We start from the raw sequence: 18990 nt of genomic DNA, 5'->3' as shown, positions 1-18990 counted from the left end.
CTAGGAGGACAAGAGTGACCATTAAGGTTGGAATCAACGGATTTGGCCGCATCGGGCGTAACTTCACCCGTGCAGCTCTCAAGAAGGGCGCCGATTTTGAAATCGTGGCAGTGAACGATCTGACCGATAACAAGACGCTCGCTCACCTGCTCAAGTACGACTCAATCCTGGGCACGCTCGAGGAAGAAGTGACGTACACCGATGATGAGATCAAGGTTGGCGATCGCGTTATTAAGGCTCTCGCAGAGCGCGAGCCAGCCAAGCTGCCGTGGGGCGAGCTCGGCGTTGATATCGTCATCGAGTCCACCGGTCGTTTCACCGATGCTGAAGCAGCCAAGGCACACCTCGAAGCTGGTGCAAAGAAGGTTCTCATCTCCGCTCCGGCGAAGAATGAGGATGTCACCATCGTTATGGGCGTGAACCACGAAGATTACGATCCGGAGAAGCACAACATCATCTCCAACGCTTCGTGCACCACGAACTGCTTGGCTCCTTTGGCTAAGGTTCTTAACGACGAATTTGGCATCATCAAGGGTCTGATGACGACGGTTCACGCATACACCGCCGATCAGAACCTCCAGGATGGTCCGCACAAGGATCTGCGTCGCTCGCGTGCAGCCGCGCTGAGCATCGTTCCGACCTCCACCGGCGCCGCGAAGGCTGTTGCTCTCGTGCTGCCCGAGCTGAAGGGCAAGTTCGATGGTTACGCACTGCGCGTTCCGACCCCGACGGGTTCGGCCACCGATCTGACCTTCGAAGCAGAGAAGGAAGTCTCGGTTGAGGCTATCAACGCTGCTGTGAAGAAGGCTGCTGAGGGTCCGCTCAAGGGCATCCTGGTTTACACCGAGGATCCGATCGTCTCCAAGGACATCGAAGGTCACCCGGCTTCCTCGATCTTCGATGCTGGTCTGACCAAGGTTATCGATGGCCAGGTTAAGGTTGTCTCTTGGTACGACAACGAGTGGGGCTACTCGAACCGTCTTGTTGACCTGACCGAACTGGTCGGCTCCAAGCTCTAAGATCACATCAACAGTGCCGTCAGAGTGCCCGCACATGAAAAATGTGCGGGCACTCTCTCAGAAAGCTGTGGTCATTGTGCCAAAGTCGGCATAATGGCACTACCTAACCTGTAAGGAGAAAGCATTTGAGGACTATTGATTCGCTCGGCGATCTTGCCGGCAAGAAAGTATTTGTGCGTTCGGATTTCAATGTTCCGCTTGATGACGAGAAGAACATCACCGATGATGGCCGTATCAAGGCCGCGCTGCCGACGATTACTCGCCTGGTTGAAGCCGGGGCACGCGTGATTGTTGCTGCCCATCTTGGCCGTCCCAAGGGGCAGGTCAAGCCAGAGTTCTCGCTTGCTCCGGTAGCTAAGCGCTTAGGGGAGCTGCTTGGTAAAGAAGTGAAACTTGCCGAAGATACCGTCGGTCCGTCGGCCAAAGAGCTCACAGCAGCTATGGAAGATGGCGACGTCGTCCTGTTGGAAAACGTGCGCTTTGATCCTCGAGAAGACTCTAAAGATGATGCACAGCGCGAAGAGCTGGCCCGCGAATATGCCGCTCTTGCTCAAGCCTTTGTTTCTGACGGCTTCGGTGTAGTGCATCGCAAGCAGGCTTCCGTATATGACATCGCCAAGGAACTGCCATCTGCGGCGGGCGAATTAGTGTTCAAGGAAATTGATTCCCTGTCGAAGGCCACTAAGGATCCCCAGCGCCCTTACACGGTTGTGCTTGGCGGTTCGAAGGTGTCCGATAAGCTCGGAGTGATTGACAACCTGCTCGATAAAGCCGATCGTCTCCTCATTGGAGGCGGCATGGCCTACACATTCCTTAAGGCAATGGGCAATGAAGTCGGCACGTCTCTCCTAGAAGAAGACTTCGTGGAGAAGGCAGCAGAGTATTTGACGAAAGCAAAGGAAAAGGGCGTTAAGCTCCTGCTGCCGGTCGATAACGTTACTGCGCCAGAATTCAATGCAGATGCAGCAGCCTCCATCTACGATACTGGCGAAATGCCAGAAGAAGAGATGGGCTTGGATATTGGTCCGCGCACACGCGAACTGTATGCCAAGGCGATTACTGAATCGCAGACGATCGTATGGAACGGTCCTATGGGCGTCTTTGAGTTCCCCGCATTTGCTAAGGGAACGATGGCGATCGCAGAGGCTATGCAAAACGCAGACGGATTCACCATTGTTGGTGGTGGAGATTCCGCGGCTGCTGTACGCACTCTCGGTTTCGACGAAGAAAAGTTCGATCACATTTCCACCGGCGGCGGTGCCTCCCTCGAATATCTCGAGGGCAAGGAGCTGCCGGGTATCGCAGTTCTGGAGGATTAAATGACTCGCACCCCATTGATGGCTGGCAACTGGAAGATGAACCTCGATCACCTTGAGGCAACGTCGTTGGTGCAGAAGCTGGCATGGACGTTGAAAGACCTCAAGCATGATTTTGCTACGGTGGATACCGCAGTGATTGTTCCATTCACTGATATCCGCTCTGTGCAGACTCTGGTTGACTCTGAAGAGTTCGACATTAGCTACGGTGCTCAGGACGTCTCCATCCATGAGAAGGGGGCATACACCGGAGAAATCTCCACTGCTATGCTCACCAAACTGGGCTGTACCTATGTTGTTGTCGGTCATTCCGAGCGTCGCGAATACCACGGTGAAACCAATACACTAGTTGGCCAGAAAGCGAAGAAAGTGCTTGACGCTGGCATGACTCCGATCATGTGCTGCGGTGAAGCTCTGGATATCCGCAAGGAAAACAAGCAGGTGGAATACGTTCTCGGGCAGATCGCCGAGATGCTTGATGGTTTATCTGAAGCCGAAGTAGCAAAATCGGTCATCGCCTATGAGCCGATCTGGGCTATCGGAACGGGCGAAGTAGCTACCCCGGAAGATGCTCAGGAAGTCTGCGGCGCCATCCGTGAAAAGATTGCGGAACTCTACGATCAGGCAACTGCTGATGCAGTGCGTATCCAGTACGGTGGCTCGGTTAAGTCCAGCAACGTCAAGGATATTATGGCTCAGCCCGATGTAGACGGTGCCTTAGTGGGCGGTGCTTCTCTGGATGCTGACGAATTCGCCAAGATCGTCACCTACCAGGCCTAAATTCCGCAGATAAAGCGAGAGAGCTATCACATAAGGGGGCTGATATACCATATCAGCCCCCTTATGTACCGTAGACTAGAGCAGGAATTTTCGGTTCAGAGAAAGTCGTGATTCACAGTGAAGGTGCTTCTCATTATTTCGATCGTATTGCTCGTCATTTCGAGCTTGCTCTTGATCGCGTCGATCCTATTGCACAAGGGTCGAGGCGGGGGCATCTCCGATGTTTTCGGTGGTGGTATTTCCACCTCGATGCGCTCCTCTGGCGTAGCAGAACGTAACTTGAATCGCATCACCATCGTTGTCGCGTTAGTGTGGCTGGCTTCGATTGTGATGATTGGGCTTATTACCAAGGTTCAATACTGACGCTTCAGTAGCAATACCGTAAACGATAATTGGTGGGCGGGTGATCTGCACAGATCACCCGCCCACCAATTATCTATATGTAAACCGCTGTTGTGGGGCATATAGGAGCAGTTCGCTATTTTGTACCCAGACGCCCCACAACAGGCAGATGATCACCTTTTCGATCATCCATAGCGGCACAGAACAGCACATGTTAGGTAGGGAAGAGCCATGCGAAAACGAGAACGATCCGGCACAGCTCCTACACCTCAGCGCATTTCATCGTGGACCGTTTGAATGAGATCCTCCCATGCCACTTCAAATTTCTCTACGCCCTCGTCCTCTAACCTGTGACACGTCCCCGGTAGATCAACTCCCAGCAAGGTTAGCTGGTGAAGCGTATTATGTGCCTGCTCAATAGCTGGCTGGACAGTATCACCAGCATGCAGATCGGCGTGATCCTTAACTGCCCATAAAGTCGCTTCCGGCATCGTGTTGACCACCGCAGAAGTCACCAACTGATCCACATACATCGTCGGAGAATAAGCTGGATTCTTCACTCCGGTTGAGGCCCACAAGAGACGCTGCAAGCGTGCCCCCTGATTAGCGAGCGTCTGGAACCGATCTGAGGATTCTACGTCGCGGAACACCTCATACGCGGTACGTGCCGATGCGATGGCCGCTTTGCCACGCATGGCCAAGGCACTAGGCCCACCAATTTCCTCAAGTCGAGCATCAACTGCAGTATCAACCCGAGAAATAAAAAACGACGCCACTGAATGAATCTGCGATAGATCCCGCCCCGCCCGCGCGGCCAGCTCCAGCCCCTCAAGATAAGCCTCAAGAACCTCACGGTAACGCTCTATCGAGAAAATCAACGTCACATTGACAGAAATTCCAGCCGCGATAGTCTCCCGAATTGCGGAAAGCCCCTCGGTCGTCGCCGGAATTTTAATCATGACATTCTTGCGGTCAACCCGTTCATACAGCTCCATAGCTTGCTCAACGGTTTGTGGGCCGTTATGCGCCAGACGCGGATCTACTTCAATCGAGACACGACCATCAACGCCATCCGTTTGCTCATACGTCTGAGCGAAAAGATCGCAAGCCTGGCGAACATCCGAGGTGGTTAATTCTGTAATAATTGCCTCTGCGTCCAAGCCCTCCTGAGCTAGCCGACGAATATCATCCCGATAATCATCAGCATCAGAAATGGCCGCTTGGAAAATCGCTGGATTCGTCGTCACTCCAACGACAGCATGATCGCGAATAAGCTCTGCCAAATTTCCGCTTGTTAACCGAGCGCGCGAAAGATCATCAAGCCAGATCGACACCCCGTGCTCACTCAACTCATGCAGCTTACTCATATTCTGAGGTCCTTTCTTTACTGACAGGTGGTATATGATGACGCCGCGGAGCCAATACCAAACAGACTCCGCGGCGTCGCCTCAACACATATTAGCGAGCGGCATCAATTGATTCTTTAGCGGCAGCAGCAACATTCTCTGCGGTAATGCCGTACTTCTTCATCAATAGATCACCAGAGGCAGACTCGCCGAAGTGATCGATACCGACGCAACGACCAGCATCACCAACAAGGGCCTTCCAGCCGAACGTCGATCCTGCTTCCACACTGACCCTGGCTCGAACCTCGGAAGGAATAACGCTTGCGCGGTAGGCTTCATCCTGCTCCTCAAACCATTCCAAACACGGCATGGAAACAACTCGAGCGCCAATGCCATCTTTAGCGAGCAATTCGCGGGCGTCAAGAGCAACGCTAACCTCAGAGCCACTTGCGATAAGCACGACATCAACCTTGGGGGCATCTGCCAAGACGTAGCCGCCCTTGAGGACGCCCTCTGCCGAGGCATACGTATCGCCTTCTGCTGACCCATCACCGCGCGCAATCACCGGCAAATTCTGGCGAGACAAGATCAGACCAGCCGGACGATCGCTCCGCTCCAAGATGCCGCGCCACGCCTGCGCCGTTTCGTTACCGTCAGCCGGACGAACGATATCCAATCCAGGAATCGCCCGATATGCCCACAGGTGCTCAATCGGCTGATGCGTCGGCCCATCCTCGCCCACGCCAACTGAATCATGAGTCCAGACGAAAATCGACGGAGACTTCATGAGAGCAGCTAACCGCACAGGTGGGCGCATGTAATCAGCAAAAACAAAGAATGTTGCACCATAGCAGCGGGTCAAACCATGCAAAGTAATGCCATTGATGATTGAGCCCATACCGTGCTCGCGAATACCGAAGTGCAGGTTTCGCCCAAACTCGTTACCCGAGAACATTTGCGAAGAACGATCCGCCGGAAGGAAAGACGGCTCACCATTCATATAGGTATTATTCGAACCAGCCAAATCAGCCGAGCCACCCCACAGCTCCGGCAGAACATCCTTGATTGCGTTAAGGACTTTACCGGAGGCAGAACGAGTAGCAACAGATGAGCCTGCTTCAAAGACGGGAAGTGCTTTCTCCCAGCCAGCGGGCAATTCGTGTGCGCACAAGCGGTCGAGAAGCTCTTTCTTTTCCGGATTCTTTGCGGCCCAGGCATCGAAGGATTCCTGCCACTGAGCACGCACCCGCTGTGCCTTATCGGCAGCCTGACGGCGAGTATGCTCAAGAACTTCCGGATCAATGTGGAAAGTCTTATCGGGATCCAAGCCGAGAAGCTCCTTCATCGCGCGGATCTCCGCATCGCCGAGGGCCGAGCCGTGAGCTGCGCCGGTATCCTGCTTAGTCGGTGCTGGCCAGGCAATAATGGTGGACAGGCGAATGATGGACGGCTTATCAGTGACAGACTTCGCCTCTTCGATAGCGTTAAAGAGGGCTTCGAGATCTTCGTGATACTCTCCGCCACCACGCCAATCAACGTGCTGGGTATGCCAGCCGTATGCCTCGTAGCGCGCTAGGACGTCCTCCGTGAAAGCAATCGTGGTGCGATCCTCAATTGAGATGCGGTTGTCATCCCAAATTAAGATCAGATTGCCAAGCTTTTGGGTGCCAGCCAGTGAGGACACCTCAGATGTAACGCCCTCTTGCATACAGCCATCACCAGCGATGGTGTACACAAAGTGGTCAAAGGGGCTCTGCCCGGCCGGAGTATCGGGATCAAGCAAGCCGTGCGCACGACGAGCAGCCATTGCCATGCCTACTGCTGAGGCCAAGCCCTGACCCAACGGACCTGTTGTGATTTCAACGCCCTTGGTGTGGCGGTATTCCGGATGGCCTGGGGTCAACGATCCTGCAGTGCGAAGTGCGGCAATATCTTCCATCTCCAGCCCGTATCCGGCCAAGAAAAGCTGGACGTATTGGGTAAGCGACGAGTGACCAGCGGATAAGACAAAGCGGTCACGACCAAGCCACATATCGTCGGAAGGATCGTTGCGCAGCACCTTTTGGAACAGGAGGTAAGCGGCAGGGGAGAGCGAAATTGCCGTACCAGGGTGACCATTACCGACTTTTTGCACGGCGTCAGCGGCCAGTGCGCGCCCGGTATCGACGGCCTTCTGATCGAGGTCGCTCCATTCAAAGGTTGTCATCAGTTCTCCTTTATTTTCGTCAGTGAAAAACACGCTGGGGTGATGCGCCCTGCATAGGATTAGCCTAGCGTGTTAACGTGCCTAAAGAGGTGACTAAAGTGCGAAATGTGGGGAGTAATCTCAAGGCGGATGATTCCACCGCGTCATTTGAACGCGACATCCGCCAGTATCTGGCGCATTTAAGCGTAGAACGCTCGCTATCGCCGAATACGATAGCTGCTTACCAGCGCGATCTGAGCCACTACGTCAATCATTTATGTGCCCGTCAACGACACGCCTTTGCCGAGGTAACAGCCGAGGATGCGGCTGCCTTTGTGGATTATCTATGCGGGGCAGACGGGCGCAAACCGATGGCTGCATCCTCTGTTGCGCGCATGATTACCGCCATTCGCCGCTTACATGAGTTTTTATTCGCAGAAGGCCGTACTCCCAGCGATCCCACAACAGATCTGCATCCTCCTAAACAAGGGCAGCGTCTGCCGAAAGCTATCACCATTGACCAGATGACCCAGCTTTTAGATACTGCCAGCGCGTCAGATACACCAATATCGCTGCGCGACCGCGCCCTATTAGAGATTCTCTATGGCACAGGTGCTCGTATCTCGGAGGCAGTGGGATTGACTGCCGATGATATTGATTTAACGACAGCCAGTATTCGACTCTTTGGTAAGGGTCGCAAAGAGCGCGTCTTACCCTTAGGCAGATATGCCATTGACGCAATAGAGGCATACCTGGTGCGTGGCCGGCCAGCACTAGCCTGCCGCGGGCGCGGCAACACCACTATTTTCTTGAATAAACGCGGCAACCCACTCACTCGGCAATCGGCATGGATAGCCATTCACGCGATCGCTGAGCGTGCTGGAATACCTGGTATTTCTCCGCACACATTCCGTCATTCCTTTGCCACTCATTTATTACAAGGCGGGGCGGATGTACGCATAGTGCAAGAGATGCTCGGCCATTCCTCGGTGACTACCACACAGATATACACAAAAGTCACCCGAGAGACGTTACGCGAAACATATATTTCGGCCCATCCCCGTGCCATGCATACCTCGGGGGCGTAATCCGGTAGATTAGATATGTGACACCAGTACAGACAGATCTTTTCAATGAACTAGATCCGGAGCGTGACTTCCCGCTACCCGGTGACCTCAACACGCATGGGCCAGCTCGGATTATCGCCATGTGCAACCAGAAAGGTGGCGTCGGAAAGACGACGACCTCCATCAATCTTGCGGCTGGTCTTGCGGAATACGGGCGGCGGGTTTTAGTGGTCGATTTTGACCCTCAAGGAGCGGCATCCGCCGGTTTAGGCGTCAATACGATGGCGCTGGACCGCACGCTATATAACGAAATGGTGGCCACGAAACCGGATGTCACCCGTATTATCCATCCTATTTCCGAAAACCTGGATCTATTGCCGGCGAATATCGAGCTATCGGCGGCGGAGATCCAGCTCATTAACGAGGTCGCGCGGGAGCAATCCCTTATGCGGGTTCTGCGTCCAGTCCTCGGGGAATACGACGTTATCATCGTCGATTGCCAACCCTCTTTGGGATTACTGACGGTGAATGCGCTGACGGCTGCTCATGGCGTCATTATTCCTCTGGAAGCAGAGTTCTTCGCTATGCGCGGCGTCGCGTTGCTGGTGGATCAGATTGAGCGCGTCCAAGATCGGCTTAACCCGCAGTTGGAAATTGATGGCGTGTTGCTGACGATGGTTGATACTCGCACACTTCACGCCCGCGAGGTAATCTCCACAATTCGGCAACAGTTCGGTGATCGCGTATTCGATACGCAGATTCCGCGAACTGTCCGTTTCCCCGACGCGACGGTAGCTGCAGAACCGATCACCAGCTATGACCCGAACTCAAAGGGCGCGCAAGCCTACTTGCGCCTAGCTCGGGAGCTTATTTCGCGAGGTGGTGCGCCGTAGTGAGCGCGCCGATTCGCGAAGATCTGTTTAGCTCTGATGAGTTCGCAGTTGATCTCGATGTGTTTTCGGGACCTTTTGCCGTCCTGCTATCGCTGATTACCAAGAAAAAACTTGATATTACCGAGATTGCCTTGGCAGAGGTAACAGACGAATTTCTGGCTTTTATCCAGGCGCAAGACGACGCAGATATTTCCCAGCTCTCACAGTTTCTCGTGGTTGCAGCCACATTGCTTGATCTGAAAGCGGCGCGATTGTTGCCCCACGATGAGGACGAGGAAGAAGATCTCGAATTATTGGGGGCGCGCGATGTGCTGTTTGCAAAACTATTGCAATATCGGGCGTTCAAAGACGTATCGATGGATATTGCCCAGCGGTTATCTGAGCAATCTCTGGCCTATGCTCGGATCGTCCCAATGGAAGATGAATTTCGCGCATTATTACCGGAAGTGGAGTTGCCGTTGACGGTCGTGGATTTGGCGATCTTGGCAGCACGTCCGTTCACTCGTCAGCCCACCGAAGTCATGATGGACCATCTTCACGATCCACTCGTCCCGGTAGATACCCAGGTGGCATATCTGCGCCAACGGTTAGTGCGAGGAGATCGGGTGAGTTTTACGGAGTTGTGCCGAGACGCCCGCTCAATCCCCACAGTCATTTCCCGATTTTTAGCACTCTTAGAACTGCTGCGTGATCGCGAAATTCGAGTGGAACAAGAAGGGCCATTGCAACCGTTATTTGTCATTCGAGTAGGAAAAGACGATGAATAAATTTCAACGCGGGGCACTGGAAGCGATCCTTATGGTGGCGCCAGAGCCGGTATCTGTTACGCGGCTTGCACAGGCGATTGAAGCCAGTGAAGCAGATACTGACGCTTTATTGCGTTCCATGCAAACACAGTACTGTGCTGATGAGCGGGGATTTCAGCTTCGAGAAGCCGCGGGCGGCTGGCGAATGTATTCTGATCCGCGATATGCCCAGATCGTTGGGGAATTCGTCACTGCCGGTCAATCAGCCCGACTATCGGTTCCCGCCTTGGAGACTCTCGCAGTTATCGCCTATCGTCAGCCCATCACCCGAGCACAAATCGCCGCAATTCGCGGGGTAGAGGTGGATTCAGTGGTGCGCACCTTGGTCACTCGCGGATTAGTGGAGCAGGTGGGAACGACCGCTGCAACTGGCGCTGGGTTATTTGGCACAACCGCACTCTTTCTTGAGAAAATGGGGATGAACTCGTTAGACGAATTAGCACCTTTGGCGCCCTACCTGCCAGATGACGCCATATTAGACGATATTGAAAAGGAGATGCGATGAGCCGCACTGCGCACAATGTGCATGAACCAAGCGGGGAACGCTTGCAGAAAGTTCTTGCCCATGCCGGAGTAGGATCGCGTCGGGCGTGTGAGGAACTCATCGCCAGTGGGCGAGTGAGCGTCAATAATGTTATTGTTCGTCAGCTAGGTATCCGCGTCGATCCGGAAACTGCCATCATTCATGTCGATGGTAACCGAGTACAGCTTGATGATTCCAAGGTGACGTTAGCGCTGTATAAAGAACGTGGCGTCGTTTCTACAATGAACGACGATCAAGGTCGCCCGTGCCTGGCCCACTATGTTGCTGATCGCTCGCAACGGCTTTTTCATGTGGGGCGTCTTGATGTGGATACCGAAGGTATTTTATTGCTGACCAACGACGGGGAACTGGCACACCGGCTTACCCATCCATCCTTTGAGGTATCTAAGACGTATATCGCTCGGGTAATGGGGGCGGTTGCTCGGGGTCTGCCGCGTGTTCTGGAAAATGGGATCACCTTGGATGATGGGCCGATTCAGGCTGATCGGGTTGTTATCCGAGAGGTAGGCGCGAAGTCATCCATTATTGAAATAACGCTACATTCTGGCCGTAATCGCATTGTGCGACGCATGTTGGAAGAGGTCGGGCATCCGGTCATTGAACTGGTGCGCACTCAATTTGCCAATATTCCTATTGGGCGGTTAAAGCCGGGGCAGGTGCGTACTGTGGGTGGTTCCGAATTGGGCGCGTTAATGTCCCTGGTGGATCTGTAATGGAGACCTTACTTACCCCGTCACCAGTACTTGTCATTGGTACTGGGTTGTTAGGGACGTCCATTGCATTGCGATTGCGCCGAGCAGGGGTGCAGGTCTTTTTAGAAGATGCCTCTCCTGTTGCCGCGCAGCTTGCGCATGATTTAGGTGCTGGCAGTTGCGCTGCCGCAACTGATCCGCAGCTCGTTATTGTCGCGGTCCCACCGGATGTGACAGCTCGAGTGGTGTGCCATGCCTTAGATCGTTTCCCGCAAGCTGTGGTGATGGATGTGGCGTCGGTGAAAACCGTTATTGCTCAGGAGATTGCCACACATGCGCAGGCGAATCGCTGGATTGGTTCACATCCGATGGCAGGTCGGGAGCGCTCTGGAGCAATCGCAGCAGATTCGGATTTGTTCGTGGGGCGTCCGTGGGTAGTTATCTCGGATGAACGCCACTCGGCGCATACTCGTCAGATAGCTCGCGGTCTTGTCATTGATATGGGCGCGACTCCGATTGAGCTAGATGCACAGGAGCACGATCAGGCTGTTGCGGTGATCTCCCACATGCCTCAGATAATGAGTTCTTTGGTGGCGGCCGCGCTGTGTGAGGCGCCGTCGCATGCTTTAGATTTAGCTGGGCAAGGTTTGCGGGACGTGACGCGCATTGCCGAATCTGATCCGTTGCTGTGGACGGCAATCATCCAGGGGAACCGACGTGAAATCGTGCGGATTTTACAGGATATTCATGCCCGTCTGGCAGCGGTGATTGCGGGGTTAACCGCAGAACCGGCTCGGTTAGATCGTATTTCTGCGGTGATTGCTGACGGGAATCGCGGAGTTGGGCGGATTCCTGGTAAGCATGGTGGCGCCCGTGCACATTACGGTGAGGTCACGGTACTTATTCCCGATGAGCCAGGAATGCTCGGTCGGCTATTTGCTGAGATTGGCGAGATCGGGGTCAATATTGAAGATGTCGAGATTGAACATTCGGCACGTCAGCCAGTGGGTCGGGTTATTATTTCCGTACACCCGCATCAGGTTGCCCCATTGGAACGGGGTCTGGATTCGCGAGGATGGCGAGTAGTGATGAGTGAAACGAAAGCGGCGTTAGTTATTGCCATTGATGGCCCATCAGGGTCAGGAAAATCAACAGTGGCGAAAGCGGTTGCACATCGACTTGGCTTGGCATATCTGGATACGGGAGCAATGTTCCGTGCGGCAACCTGGTGGGCATTGCATAACGGGATTCCGCTTTCGGATCACGACGCTGTTGTAGCTGCTGTATCCGAGATGCCGTTAGCTATTGAACTGGATCCGTGTGCTCAGCGTTTTATCTGTGATGGTGTCGATATTACGGAGGAGATCCGTACTTCTGCGCTATCAAAGGTGGTTTCTCAAGTGGCAGTTAATCTGGCGGTCCGAGCTGAATTAGCGCAGGCTCAACGGGATATTATCGCCGCTGAACAAACACCTGCGGGATATGCAAACGGGCGCGGTATTGTTGCGGAAGGTCGCGATATAACGACGGTTGTTGCTCCGCAAGCGCCGGTACGAGTGTTACTGACGGCTTCAGAGCAGGCTCGGTTGGCTCGCCGCGCGTTAGAGAATCAGGGATCAGCCGATGAGCAGGCGATTGCTGCAACTCGCGATGAGATCATTCGTCGCGATCAACAAGATTCGACTGTGTCGAACTTTATTACTGCCGAAGATGGTGTCGTCACGATAGATTCGTCAAACCTCACAATTGATGAGGTCGTCGATGCTGTTATTTCCTTGATTCCGGAGAAGTACCGTGACTGAAGAATTAGATGACCGCCGCTATGGCATGATGCGGGCCAGCCTGGATGATTACGAGCTTGATGAAGACGATTACGCCCTCCTGGCAGATGATTATGAGCTAGTAGAACATGCCGCGGTTGCTCCGCGTCCGGTGTTAGCGATTGTCGGTCGCCCCAATGTTGGTAAATCGACGTTGGTGAACCGCATTGTCGGTAAACGGGTTGCGGTAGTGCAGGATACGCCTGGGGTGACGAGAGATCGGGTGTATTACGACGCGCAGTGGGCCGACCGAGATTTCACGGTGGTTGACACTGGGGGATGGGAGATTGACGTCACGGGGATTGACCGCTCAGTGGCAGTGCAGTCTGAGATCGCTATCGAGAATGCGGACGCAGTACTTCTGGTTGTTGACGCGACGGTTGGGGTTACTGATGCAGATGAGCACATTGTGGATCTCATTCGTCGTTCGGGAAAACCTGTTGTATTAGCCGCGAACAAGGTCGATTCTCCACAACAGGAAGCAGATGCGGCATATTTGTGGGCTTTAGGGCTGGGTGAACCGTTTCCGGTTTCGGCGTTGCATGGGCGAGGCTCTGGTGATCTTCTTGATCAGGCAATGCGAATTTTACCGAGGCAGTCCCAGGTCAATTATGAACGCCCAGGGGAGGGTCCTCGTCGAGTGGCTTTAGTGGGGCGCCCGAACGTCGGGAAATCGTCATTGCTCAATATGCTAGCTGGGCAAAATCGAGTTGTTGTGGATGATCTCGCTGGCACGACGCGAGATCCAGTTGATGAGCTTATCGAACTTGATGGTCAGGCCTGGACGTTTGTTGATACTGCAGGTATTCGGCGTCGGGTTCACTTGCAGCGCGGGGCAGATTACTATGCGTCTTTACGGACGCAGCGGGCGATTGACAGTGCCGAATTAGCATTGGTGTTAATTGACGCTTCTGTGGAGATCACCGATCAAGATCTGAAGGTGATGCAAAGCGTCATTGATGCCGGTCGCGCTATGGTCCTGATTTGTAATAAGTGGGATCTTGTTGATGAGGAGCGGCGCCGCTACCTTGATCGGGAGATTGAACGCGAATTAGTGCAGATGCCGTGGGTTGAACGGATTAATATCTCTGCGAAAACTGGCTGGCATACGAATCGTTTGACTCGTGCGATGGAGAAGGCCTTGGAATCGTGGGATAAGCGTATCGCCACCGGGCAGTTGAATTCGACGTTGGGGGAATTGATTTCTGCTCATCCGCATCCTGTGCGGGGTGGGCGTCAGCCGCGTATTTTGTTTGCGACGCAGGTCAGCGTGCAGCCACCTCGCTTCGTCTTGTTCACTACTGGGCATCTCGATCATGGGTATCGTCGTTTCATTGAGCGGCGGTTGCGTGAGCAATACGATTTCACGGGGTCGCCAGTTGAAATTGCCGTGCGTGCCCGGGAACGGCGTAAGCGATAATCCGCGTAGATAGTCCGCGTAATTTTTAGATATTTATGGATTGGGTTATTCTCGTCGGTTCTGGGATGTGTGAAACGATCTGGGCGGTGGCTTTAAGCCGCTGTGCAGGATTTCGCCGATTATGGCCGACGCTTATCTTCGTGGGTGCTTCGGTCGTCTCTATTGCGGGTTTGGGTTTCGCGATGCGTTCTATCCCGACGGGGACGGCCTATGCAGTGTGGACGGCTACCGGCGCCTCTATGACGGTTGGGTATTCCCTTGTTACTGGCGAGGAGAAGGCCTCAATTATGCGAATTGGGCTGCTGCTTGCCTTGGTGGCTTGTGTCATCGGTTTGAAGGTTGTGTCCTGATGATGCCGTGGGTAATTCTGGGCTTATCTGGTGTTTGTGAGGCCATTTGGGCGAGTGCACTGGGAGCCTCTGCTGGTTTTACTCGCCCGATTCCCCTGGTGATATGTGCAGTGGCTATGGTTGTTTCTCTGTTGGGCTTGGCGCGCGCAATGCGGTTTATTCCGACGGGGACGGCCTATGCAGTATGGACGGCGATTGGCAGTGCCTTGACGGTCATTTATGCGATTGTGCGCGGTAATGAGCCGGTAACTGTGGCAAAAGTTGTGTTTTTGGTAGGCATTATGTGCTGTGCTACTGGCTTGTCTATGACAGGTCGGCACGAATCGGAGCAAGACGCCCAATAATAGGGCTATAAGTTATATCTGTAATATGCCGGTGCAATTTATTAGATATGTGTACCTGTGCTGGTGTGGTGGAAAGCAATATTCTGCGCCTTGCGTCGGCGCCTGGATCTAGTAGTTGCTGACGCCGCAGTACCACTATCCGAAAGGGCTTTCGTTTTATTAGTGGGAATGCTAAAGTGCCAGGTGAACAAGGTTGTTCCCGGTTGTGAAATGAGAATGAAATGAGTGCACGTTTTTCTCGCCGTTTCCTCGCCACCACTGCAGCCTTCCTGCTATCAGGAATAGGCGGCGTCAGCGTAGCAGCAGCGGATTCTGGGCAGACGCCACCTGCGCCTACCCGTTCCATTACCTCAGACGGTAACCCAATCATTCGGGACGGATCGCTATATACAGCCGATGCGGCGATGCTTGTGGACGGGGATCGGCTCTACATCTACGCCGGTCGAGATAGCGCGGCGCCGGATTACGGATCGTTTGACATGACGGAGTACGTGGTCATGTCAACGAGTGATGTTGCCGGTGGGCATTGGGATATCTGGGAAGGCAATCTGCGCCCTGCTGAGGTCTTTAGCTGGGCTTCCGGTAAGGGAGCGTATGCTGGGCAAACGGTTAAGGGGCGCGACGGCAAGTACTACTGGTACGTTCCTATTGAATCGCAAGATACGTCTGTGCCTAACCGTATGGCGATCGGTGTAGCTGTCTCTGATTCTCCTGTGGGGCCGTGGCGCGATGCCATTGGCAAGCCACTGCTCGCTTGGCGAGATGTCTTTGGAGATGCGACGAACGGGCAGGAAATCATTGATCCGCATGTATTAATAGACGGCGACCATACGTATCTGTATTGGGGATCGTGGTACACCGCGCGAGTAGTGGAACTCGCCCCCGATATGGTGACTCGGGTGGGGGATATTCAGACAATGACGGGTCTGGATTCGTTCTTCGAAGCCCCGTGGATAACAAAAAAGGGCGATACCTACTACCTGTTATATGACTGGAAGAAGGGCGGATCGCAGTGTACTCCGTCGAACTATCAGGCCTGTATCGCCTACGCGACCTCGAAAAATCCCCGCGGCCCGTGGACTTTCCAAGATGTGATTGTGGGTGGCACATCCGCAACAACAATGCATCCGGCACTCATCGAATTTAAGGGGCATTGGTACGTCACTTACCAGACCAAAGACGCGGTTAACGGTGGTCACTTCCGCCGTTCTGTCGCCATTGATGAAGTGACGTGGAATGGCGACAAAATCAACCGTGTTACCCCGACGCGAGCAGACGATCCAGCATGGCGGTTAACAACGAATATTGCCCCAGATGCCCGCGAGGTAGCGGCGTCGTTTACCGAGCAGCCGCCTATGCGCCTTGCCGCACTGAATGACGGGCGGGCACCTGCAGCGTTATTGCCACCAGATCAGTGGGGGAACTATCGCGGGGTAACGAATACAGTTCCTTCCGATTGGGTGCTTTACTCGTGGGATAGTGCGGTGACGATCACCGGCATGGGAGCAATGTTCCATCGCGATGGGAACTGGATTCGCCCGCCCGCGTCCTACACTGTGGATTATTTGGGCACTGACGGTAACTGGCATCCCGTTGCGTTACGAAGCACTCCGCGCGAAGTGGATACCTGGAATCAGATTGATTTTGCTGAGCCAGTGACCGCGTATGCATTGCGCATGACCTTAACTGGTGAAGCGGAAGGTCCGTATTATCATTCGGTTTCCATCTCAGAGTGGGAAGTATATGCTGCACCGACGGGTAGCCCGCAGCTTTCTCCGGTGGTAACTAAGGTCGGCACGCCGCCACCTATGCCTGAGGGGATTCGTCTCGGAGAGCAATGGCGGTCAGTGCGCTGGGAGAAGATTGATCCTGCGTCTTATGCCCAACCTGGTCAGTTTACGGTTCGCGGGCGAGTCCTCGGATATGACACGAGTTATGTGACGCAGGATGTGACGGTAACGGCTTCTGGGCAACAGCCGGACACCCCGGATACGCAGGCGCCAACCTTGGCTTTGGGTACTATTGCGCAGGCGAGTGCCGACGGGTGGTATCGCACTGCCGTACCGATGTGTGCTTTAGGAAATGATGACCAGGATTACGCGCTGTCATATTCTGGCACTGTGGATGCTCAGCCCTGGGTAGCGCAGGAACCAGCTCACCAGCACTGCGTGTCAATTACGGGTGACGGGACGCATACGATTACCGCCATTGCGCGTGATCGTCACGGCAATACCTCCTCGTCGGTAAGCCAGAGTGTGCGCATTGATACGGTGGCGCCGACGGCGGAGGCACAATTGCGTGGCCGCTCAGCAGTTGTGAATGCTCATGACGAGCTCTCTGGGGTTCATTCAATGATGTATCGCTTTGATAATGGGCCGTGGCACTCAGGTGATGTAGGAGCGGAGATTGCCCCGCCAGACGGCATGCAGCACGTATTGGGCTATCACGTCTTCGATCGTGCGGGCAATATCGCTTCCGGAGAGTTGACCATTCCTTTTGATCCGAGCGCGCCAATGACCGGCAATATCGCACCCTATGCCAGCCCATCTGCGTCATTTACTGCGAGTTGGAATACCGTGTCGGGGTTGAATGACGGGACGATGGCTCCGGGCATGGCTGATCCAGCTTTGCGCGGTAAAGAGTGGGGAACTTGGCCACAGGTAGGGGAGATCTCCGCCACCTTGCAGTGGCCGCAGGCAGTTACCGTTGGATCGGCTGCGGTGTGGTGGTTTAGTGATTCTCCTGATGAGGCCAATGCCGGCATGATTCCGCCACGTGAGTGGAAGATTCAGTATCAGCAGGGGGATCAATGGGTTGATGTAGTTCTCGATCCAGGGCAATCTTATGCGCGGGAGCGCGATGTGTTTAATACTGTGAAGTTTGCGCCGGTTACTACCTCGGCGTTGCGGGTTGTTATGCAATCCTGGGGCGCCCATGAGGGTGAAGGTTCGCCGGGCATCTGGGAACTTCAGGTAATGGCTGCGGAGAATCAACCGACGCCATCACCTGCACCACAACCGAATCCCTCCCCAGATCGTCCGGTGCCTGCGCCGCAACCGCAGCCTGCGCCAGGTAGCTCACCACAGTCAGGCGAACAGGTGATTGCCTCTCATGAAGCGCCTAGTGCTTTGCCGCATACCGGCGCGCAGCTTGCCGGTATGGCGATTGCTGCACTGGCAGTTCTGCTCGTTGGTAGTGGACTGTGCGCCGTGCGTATTCGCCGAAAGGTCGCGATGTCGTAGCTGCAGGGTGTGCTAAGCAGCAAGTTAGCAGCGGCTAACTGTTAGGCAATTGGTGCTGTATGGTGTTGGGGCTGCGCAAGAACAGCGCGGCCCCAACACCACATACATACATGCACGCTTCCAGGTACTATTTGAGGTTGCCGTCTCTCGCCGCTTCTTCGTCGGTATGTAATCCATAAGGATGCTCAAGTGGTAGTATCGGGCGATTGCCAATAGGCATTTGTGTATGAACTAGTGCGGAAACGTATAACAGTTCCAGTGTGCACGCTGATGGGCTATCGGGGATAAGCCCGCAGACTACAGCAATCCGTATCGCAGACTCGGTTTCTTCAAGGATTGTGCGCGCCCCAAAACAGCGCGGTGAACCAACAGCAAAGAAGATACGCACGTGGTGGTCATCGATTATCTCGCTGTGTTGCCACGGTGTTACTACTTCATGATGTAGATCGAAACGCGGCTCGATATCTTGCTCAGTATCTCCAATATCTTCGGTATTGTTCACTAATTTTTCTTTCCAGTTAGGGGCAGTAGTTCTGCTGGTCGATACGTCACTCGTCGTAAGGATATGGGACTTAAGGCTAAGTGACAGTAAACGCTGCCCAGATTATTTAACGATAACAAAAGGGGTTTAATTAACGGCTAGCTATGCGCTAGCAGAGTAAATACGCCAAAAATACGTCCTGTTTAAGGCGAGAGAAACAGAAACAGACTTACCGCTTTAGAGGCTGTGTCAGGTTAGTCCACGAATGTCGGAAAACCCTCAGTAATCAGTCGGAGTTGCTGCTTTTGCCTTATTTAACAGTGTTGTTACTGTCACAAGCGGG

At 54.0% G+C, this 18990-nt stretch carries 17 protein-coding genes; 14 read left to right on the top strand and 3 right to left on the bottom strand.

The window, feature by feature from the left end; all coding sequences use genetic code 11:
• Positions 1-14: 14 nt before the first annotated feature.
• The 4 genes from gap to secG all read left to right on the top strand — a co-directional run bounded on the left by gap (position 15) and on the right by secG (position 3478).
• Entirely contained in the window at positions 15-1019 is a 1005-nt protein-coding gene (gene gap, locus ACLHIL_RS02400; RefSeq protein ID WP_411296347.1) for a type I glyceraldehyde-3-phosphate dehydrogenase, read from the top strand.
• A 125-nt stretch (positions 1020-1144) separates the two neighbouring features.
• Positions 1145-2338: a phosphoglycerate kinase gene (locus ACLHIL_RS02395; RefSeq protein WP_411296346.1), complete on the top strand. Its 1194-nt coding sequence runs from the start codon at positions 1145-1147 to the stop codon at positions 2336-2338.
• Positions 2339-3115 carry a triose-phosphate isomerase gene (tpiA, locus tag ACLHIL_RS02390; RefSeq protein WP_411296345.1) on the top strand — a complete coding sequence of 259 codons (777 nt, stop codon included), beginning with the start codon at positions 2339-2341 and terminating at the stop codon, positions 3113-3115.
• A 117-nt stretch (positions 3116-3232) separates the two neighbouring features.
• Positions 3233-3478 (top strand): preprotein translocase subunit SecG, encoded by a 246-nt coding sequence (gene secG, locus ACLHIL_RS02385; protein ID WP_411296344.1) that lies wholly within the window; start codon positions 3233-3235, stop codon positions 3476-3478.
• 248 nt (positions 3479-3726) lie between these two features.
• Here the strand turns inward: secG and tal are convergent, their stop codons facing one another.
• Together tal and tkt are read right to left on the bottom strand one after the other, a co-directional pair.
• On the bottom strand, positions 3727-4824 hold the full coding sequence (tal, locus tag ACLHIL_RS02380) for a transaldolase (protein ID WP_411296343.1): 1098 nt from the start codon (positions 4822-4824) through the stop codon (positions 3727-3729).
• 91 nt (positions 4825-4915) lie between these two features.
• Positions 4916-7009 carry a transketolase gene (gene tkt / locus ACLHIL_RS02375; RefSeq protein ID WP_411296342.1) on the bottom strand — a complete coding sequence of 698 codons (2094 nt, stop codon included), beginning with the start codon at positions 7007-7009 and terminating at the stop codon, positions 4916-4918.
• 98 nt (positions 7010-7107) lie between these two features.
• Between tkt and xerD the strand changes: the two genes are divergently transcribed.
• The 10 genes from xerD (at position 7108) to ACLHIL_RS02325 (ending at position 18166) form a co-directional block, all read left to right on the top strand.
• Positions 7108-8076 carry a site-specific tyrosine recombinase XerD gene (gene xerD / locus ACLHIL_RS02370; protein WP_411296362.1) on the top strand — a complete coding sequence of 323 codons (969 nt, stop codon included), beginning with the start codon at positions 7108-7110 and terminating at the stop codon, positions 8074-8076.
• A gap of 17 nt (positions 8077-8093) precedes the next feature.
• Complete coding sequence (locus tag ACLHIL_RS02365) at positions 8094-8948, top strand: ParA family protein (RefSeq protein WP_411296341.1); 855 nt, start codon at positions 8094-8096, stop codon at positions 8946-8948.
• The gene (locus ACLHIL_RS02360; RefSeq protein ID WP_411296340.1) at positions 8948-9715 is read left to right on the top strand and encodes a segregation and condensation protein A; all 768 of its coding nucleotides are present in this window, start codon (positions 8948-8950) and stop codon (positions 9713-9715) included. Before ACLHIL_RS02365 ends, ACLHIL_RS02360 begins: the two co-directional genes overlap by 1 nt.
• The gene (gene scpB / locus ACLHIL_RS02355; RefSeq protein ID WP_411296339.1) at positions 9708-10259 is read left to right on the top strand and encodes an SMC-Scp complex subunit ScpB; all 552 of its coding nucleotides are present in this window, start codon (positions 9708-9710) and stop codon (positions 10257-10259) included. The genes ACLHIL_RS02360 and scpB overlap by 8 nt, the downstream gene beginning before the upstream one ends.
• Positions 10256-11011, top strand: a complete 756-nt coding sequence (locus ACLHIL_RS02350; protein ID WP_411296338.1) for a pseudouridine synthase — start codon at positions 10256-10258, stop codon at positions 11009-11011. Before scpB ends, ACLHIL_RS02350 begins: the two co-directional genes overlap by 4 nt.
• On the top strand, positions 11011-12792 hold the full coding sequence (locus tag ACLHIL_RS02345; RefSeq protein WP_411296337.1) for a prephenate dehydrogenase: 1782 nt from the start codon (positions 11011-11013) through the stop codon (positions 12790-12792). The genes ACLHIL_RS02350 and ACLHIL_RS02345 overlap by 1 nt, the downstream gene beginning before the upstream one ends.
• Before the next feature lie 25 nt (positions 12793-12817).
• Positions 12818-14230 (top strand): ribosome biogenesis GTPase Der, encoded by a 1413-nt coding sequence (der, locus tag ACLHIL_RS02340; RefSeq protein ID WP_411296361.1) that lies wholly within the window; start codon positions 12818-12820, stop codon positions 14228-14230.
• Positions 14231-14265: 35 nt separating this feature from the next.
• Positions 14266-14580: a DMT family transporter gene (locus ACLHIL_RS02335; RefSeq protein ID WP_411296336.1), complete on the top strand. Its 315-nt coding sequence runs from the start codon at positions 14266-14268 to the stop codon at positions 14578-14580.
• Positions 14580-14924 (top strand): DMT family transporter, encoded by a 345-nt coding sequence (locus tag ACLHIL_RS02330; protein WP_411296335.1) that lies wholly within the window; start codon positions 14580-14582, stop codon positions 14922-14924. The genes ACLHIL_RS02335 and ACLHIL_RS02330 overlap by 1 nt, the downstream gene beginning before the upstream one ends.
• Before the next feature lie 221 nt (positions 14925-15145).
• Positions 15146-18166: a family 43 glycosylhydrolase gene (locus ACLHIL_RS02325; RefSeq protein WP_411296334.1), complete on the top strand. Its 3021-nt coding sequence runs from the start codon at positions 15146-15148 to the stop codon at positions 18164-18166.
• 127 nt (positions 18167-18293) lie between these two features.
• Here the strand turns inward: ACLHIL_RS02325 and ACLHIL_RS02320 are convergent, their stop codons facing one another.
• On the bottom strand, positions 18294-18668 hold the full coding sequence (locus ACLHIL_RS02320) for a hypothetical protein (protein WP_411296333.1): 375 nt from the start codon (positions 18666-18668) through the stop codon (positions 18294-18296).
• Positions 18669-18990: the final 322 nt, after the last annotated feature.

Origin of the sequence: Trueperella sp. LYQ143, from assembly GCF_046599595.1 — a bacterium.
Lineage (GTDB): Bacteria > Actinomycetota > Actinomycetes > Actinomycetales > Actinomycetaceae > Trueperella.
The sequence above is the reverse complement of the archived record's forward strand: the minus strand, read 5'-3'. Positions and strand labels throughout refer to the sequence as shown.